This window comes from Parabacteroides sp. AF14-59 (assembly GCF_003479515.1).
GTDB lineage: Bacteria > Bacteroidota > Bacteroidia > Bacteroidales > Tannerellaceae > Parabacteroides > Parabacteroides faecis.
In genome coordinates this window covers 1,866-6,951 of record NZ_QUHH01000049.1, presented here as the reverse complement: position 1 = coordinate 6,951, position 5,086 = coordinate 1,866, and the positions used below count along the sequence as shown (strand labels likewise).

Annotated in this window: 4 protein-coding genes; all 4 read right to left on the bottom strand. The window is 42.9% G+C overall.

The genetic code is table 11. The features are described from left to right. Positions 1–328: 328 nt before the first annotated feature. Complete coding sequence (locus DWW23_RS26135) at positions 329–1,855, bottom strand: DNA primase (protein WP_122357379.1); 1,527 nt, start codon at positions 1,853–1,855, stop codon at positions 329–331. Continuing rightward, positions 1,852–3,207 (bottom strand): DnaB-like helicase C-terminal domain-containing protein, encoded by a 1,356-nt coding sequence (locus tag DWW23_RS26130; protein ID WP_122357381.1) that lies wholly within the window; start codon positions 3,205–3,207, stop codon positions 1,852–1,854. The genes DWW23_RS26135 and DWW23_RS26130 overlap by 4 nt, the downstream gene beginning before the upstream one ends. An 8-nt stretch (positions 3,208–3,215) precedes the next feature. Beyond that, positions 3,216–3,716 carry a hypothetical protein gene (locus DWW23_RS26125; RefSeq protein WP_122357378.1) on the bottom strand — a complete coding sequence of 167 codons (501 nt, stop codon included), beginning with the start codon at positions 3,714–3,716 and terminating at the stop codon, positions 3,216–3,218. A gap of 790 nt (positions 3,717–4,506) precedes the next feature. Next, positions 4,507–4,731 carry a DUF4248 domain-containing protein gene (locus DWW23_RS26115; RefSeq protein ID WP_122357380.1) on the bottom strand — a complete coding sequence of 75 codons (225 nt, stop codon included), beginning with the start codon at positions 4,729–4,731 and terminating at the stop codon, positions 4,507–4,509. Between the last annotated feature and the right edge of the window lie 355 nt (positions 4,732–5,086).

The following is a 5,086-nucleotide window of genomic DNA, read 5'->3' as shown; positions in this document are numbered from 1 at the left end:
CCTCCCCCAATAATTAGTTTAGATATAAATTTCATTTATTATTTGATTAGAAAGATTTGAGCTTATTCGAGCATAAGCCATCAGTCATAAATAAGATATGCTTAGTTGCAGGTTCATTTGCCGTCAGTTTTAACTGACGGATTAGTAAATGCTCTATTTCTTTGGACTTTAGTCCCATTTTAGACAGTCTCGCTATTTAAGAGAAATGCGGCTAAAGCCAAAAAAGGGATACAATCTGTAGACCGTTGGTTAAAACCAACGGCAAATGAACCTGTAATGGTCATGTCACTTTGATTATAGGATAGTTCAATTTTGATAAATACTGAATCTATTGCCATCCCCATTGGCATATTGGCACAATTACCGCCCCGGGCCTATCCAGATTCTCCGAGACATGCCGTAACTGTTCACGGCGTTTGGCAATATGGATAAGGATGGCGAGGCGTTTCTCTTTATTTTCGAGAACAGTTTCCAATAACAAGCGAACCTGTTTTTGTATATCCCGGAGGATACGGTTTTCCGCATACAAAAAGAATAACCGGATCAGAAACATCTCCATCACATTGGCAGCCTCAGGATAAAGTGAACCGAACTGCTCCTTTTCCTGATAGATCGCCTGATCATATTCCACATGCAACTCATCCGCAACCCTTTTCAATACCGGTGACAAACCTGACTCCGGATGGCCTTCCGCCAAATGAGTCAATATCGCCCGGTTCTCTTTATTCTCCAAAAGCAGGTCGTCCGTTCGGAGAATGCTGTTCAATAATTCCGTAAAAAGACAAAGCGAACCTTTGAACATATAATAAGTATCCTGAAACAACAGGCAAGTCGTCAACAACAGTTCTTCCGATAAATGAGGCTTCGACTGATACCTGCCGATCCGGGAAACAAACGCCTCTTTGCCGCATCTGCGAAAGAGAGAATCGGGATCTTCCCCTTCCGGCAGAAAAATCGTCTGTACCTCCATCGAAACCGGATCGAGCGACAAGGATATTTTACGTGCCGCCTCCCGTCCCGGCTTATCCCCGTCCAGTAACAGACAGATCCGGTTCGTATATTTTTGCAGCAAGGCGATCTGTCCGGTGGTCAGTGCCGTACCGCATAAGGCAACCGTATTGGTGAAACCTGCTGCATACATGGCGATCGCATCCTTGTAACCTTCCACCACAAAAACGAAGCCCTGTCGGATGATAGCCTCTTTTGCCCGGTAAAGGGCATACAGATTTTCGCTCTTTTTATATCCGTCGGCTGTCGAAGTATTGATATATTTCGGTTCATCCGGATTGTCATCCGTTAATTTGCGGGCAGCAAAAGCAATCAGCTGTCCGGCTTCGTTACGGATCGGGAAAATGACACGGTTACGCATGGCATACCATTCTTTCGGAACGTTTACAGGAGACTGTCCTACTTCAAAATCCAGATACGCAGGCGTCAATTCTGAGTTACCGCAAGCATAAGGCAGAAGGGAGGAAAAAAACTGCAAGTTTTTTTCAGTTGAAAGTTGACAAGTGACAGTGGACAGTTGCTTCGCATCGCTATTCCTGTCGACAGGCTTTACCTTTCTCTCATTTATTTTCAATTCTCCATTTTCAATTTTCAATTTCCCCACTGCACTCATAAAAGTGCAATGTTCCATCTTCTGTACGAACCCGATCGCATCCCCATGCTCTCCACAGGCAAAGCAATTGAATGTTTGCTTTTGGGGATTCACCATGAGCGACGGATGATGATCTTCGTGAAACGGACAAAGTCCGACATAACTTATCCCTTTCCGGTCCAGTTTTACATATCTTCCGACCACCTCTTCAATACGAAGCGACGATTTCAATTGTTCTATTTCCAACTTTGTCATGATCGTCTGCCGGTATTATAGTTGGTGATGCGGGTGTAACTCTCATTATAGCGATAACGGGCAATCCCGGTTGACCCGTTACGTGTTTTCCTGATATATAATTTCCCTACCAGATGCAAACTTTCTCCGGTGATCTCATCCTTTTCGATTCCATTCCGTTCCGGTATATAAACGAAGTACACACAATCCGCCACCTGTTCGATCACGCCTGAGTCGCGCAGGTCATGCAGGTCTGGGATATGAGCTTTATCCGTCCGGTTCACACTGTTACGGTTCATCTGCGAAAGAACGAGTATCGGAATATCGGCATCCAACGCCAGTTGTTTTAATCCCTGTATATTGCGTCCTATCATCTGATCCATTGTCTCCTTTCCATGATTCTCTATTTTCATCATGTGGAGGTAATCGACCACTGCCAGGTCACATTGATTTTTACGTTTCTGAAGCATCACTTGGGCACGGATATTTTCTACGCTGTTCGCCGAGGTATGGTCAAAATATAACGGCAGGTTCTGGAACTCATCCGCCATTTTCTCCATCTTCGTCAAATCCGCCGGATTAGCCCCATCGATACGCAAATGATTGGCATCCACCCCCCCGTAACCGGCAAACAAGCGGTTCATCGTCTGCAAAGCCGTCATCTCCAGGCTGAAGAAACAAACATGCTTCCCTGCCAGGGCCGCATTCATGGCAATCTGCATGGCGACAGCCGTTTTACCGTCACCGGGACGTCCCGCTCCAACAGTAAGCTCCCCTTTGTAAAGGCCTCCGGTCACGTAATCGAATTCCTCGATACCCGTCCGGACACACATATTATCGATACCGCTTTCCAACCTGTCGCGGTGCATCTTCAGGACTTCATTGGCCGTTTTACCGATCCGGCAGATCTGTTTGCCTGCAATACCGGTTTCCCGCAGTGCCATTAAAGACGATTCAGCTTCTTCAACAAGAGCCATATAAGAAGAATCGAAACAGTTGGCTTTTGCTTGCAACGTAGAGAATAGCGTGGCGAGCAAACGAAGCATATACTGGCGTTTCACTTCTTCGACATATTGTTTCAGATTTCCGGTATGCCGTATCTGCGTCATGGCTGCATTGATCACCGTGATCCCGTTCATCTCCTTCCAGCGTTTTTCATTCAGGCACCGCATCTCGATGTCGGTAGTCACCAGATCCGCTTTTTCACCCCGGCTGTTCAGCGAACAGATTGCGGAGTAAACAAAGGACAACAACGGATCGCTGAACATCTCCGGTTTCAGTACCGGAGCCACCTGCCATATGGCAGATTCAGAAGATAGGAGTGTACAAATCACCGCTTCTTCCACCTGGTGTACAGATTCTATTGCTTCCATAATCGTCATTAGTTAGGTAAGTTTGTAGAATCCTGCATGCTTCGTCCTCCCATGTTTCTTTCTGCTTCCGCCATTTGGACGGCTGCATCTGTGGACGGTGTATTTTTTTGAGTCTCTTTGCTTTCCTGTATCCAGGTAAAAACAGCATACCCCTTCACTAATATACGGCTTCCTCCCGGTATATGGGTGACGGAGATCAGTTGTAATTTCACCATTTTGTCGATCAACCGGCTCAGTGACCCGAGGCTGATCCCTGCGGCTTCGGCCAACTGGCGTTGTGTACCGACATATTCCCCCCGCCGGCAACTGACTTTGCGATTGTCCAGCATCACATAACCGTCAGTGTGATAACACAACCCGAACAGACATAAATGCAGACGGGCCATCTGGCGTTCAACCAACCGGGTACTGTCCAACCGGTCCATTATACTTCTGGGAATCTTTATAAAGGCCTTTCCCAGGTAATCTAATGCAACACTTTCATTTTCAATGATTTTAATACCTTTCATGATACTAATTTTTTAGTTAATATTCTTATTAGCGCATGATTACGGATTATTTCCTTTAATTGGTTGATTACAAATGGTTTAATAGGTGTCCATATTTGACTTCGATGACGGCTTTATTTTTCTCTTTAAATATAGAAAGAATATTCTTTATAAAGAACTATAAGGCCTCCGGCATTTTTTTCAGCTTTTAAAAGGAATCAAAGAGCGTATTTCATTTTGCTGATACAAAGGTAAATATGAACATCCTCGGATTGTAGTACCAATTTAACCCGTTTTGTATTTCTTAAAATGTTGTTTTACAGCTGGTTAATAAATTGTTATTTCTTCCCTGTTGGTTTGGCTTTGTTTTTTATGATTGTTATAAATTCTTGTATTTCAGCGTAATAGTCTGAATATTTGTCGAATAGTTTCATGTTTTTGCAAACGGTACTCGCTGCATACTTAAATTTGAAAAACGGATTTATGAATTCGGTAATTTTCTTGTATGAATAACCACCGAACAGACCGTTCTGCTTCAGTCCGGCAAAGAGTGCGGTCATAAAAGTCACATACTCTTCAGGAACATGTTTATCATCCTTTTTTTTTATTCTTATTAATCGGTTTACGCATAATTATTGAGTATTATGCTGCAAAACAACATTCTATGTTAGCTAAACCGACCTCCTTTTCCTTGAAGCATATATCTTTCACCTTTAAAAGTCCCTTATTTCATCTTCAAAACATATATCTTTCGCATCCAAAATAAGGGACTTTCAAATTTTCAATCTTCAATTCTTCATTTTCAATTCAATCACGGTTCTCCTAAAAAATCAACGATCACCCCGACCTGTTTCGGTGTCAGTTTTCGTTGTCGTTCGCAGAACCCGGCAGTTTTTAATGTTTTGACCAGTTTTTCGTTTCTCACCACCCAGCGGTGCAGTAAACGTGATGCAGAGTTTGGATGCAGATTCGGATTATAACAAAGTGCCAGTTCCGTCCATCCGTAACTGCGGATTTTAAATTTTTCGTCTTCCATTTCCATGTGTATTAATTACCTCTAAGATAAGAAATAAATACCATATAAAGAAATGAAAATCAAAGTTTAATGTGCTATTTGTATATTTATTCTCCCTTATTAAACTCTTTATAACCGGTAACGCCATTTCATGTCACAGCCGTTTTTCTGGGTTCATATCTTTGTCATGTTATCGATAACCAACCAGTAATTTTCAATTATCGACTTTCAATTAATAAATTATGGCTTTAAGTTTCCACTTAGTAAAACGCCCCGACATGCGCAAAGACGCTGCCGCCGGTTCTAAATTATTTTATGCACAGGTCCGTTCATTGAAGAAACTCGATTTCAATAAGCTCTGTGATCTGATTGCCGT

Excerpts from the sequence above, each read along its gene's own strand:
- DWW23_RS26135 (WP_122357379.1), bottom strand. The coding sequence starts at position 1,855 with ATGACAAAGTTGGAAATAGAACAATTGAAATCGTCGCTTCGTATTGAA.
- DWW23_RS26130 (WP_122357381.1), bottom strand. The coding sequence starts at position 3,207 with ATGGAAGCAATAGAATCTGTACACCAGGTGGAAGAAGCGGTGATTTGT.
- DWW23_RS26125 (WP_122357378.1), bottom strand. The coding sequence starts at position 3,716 with ATGAAAGGTATTAAAATCATTGAAAATGAAAGTGTTGCATTAGATTAC.
- DWW23_RS26115 (WP_122357380.1), bottom strand. The coding sequence starts at position 4,731 with ATGGAAGACGAAAAATTTAAAATCCGCAGTTACGGATGGACGGAACTG.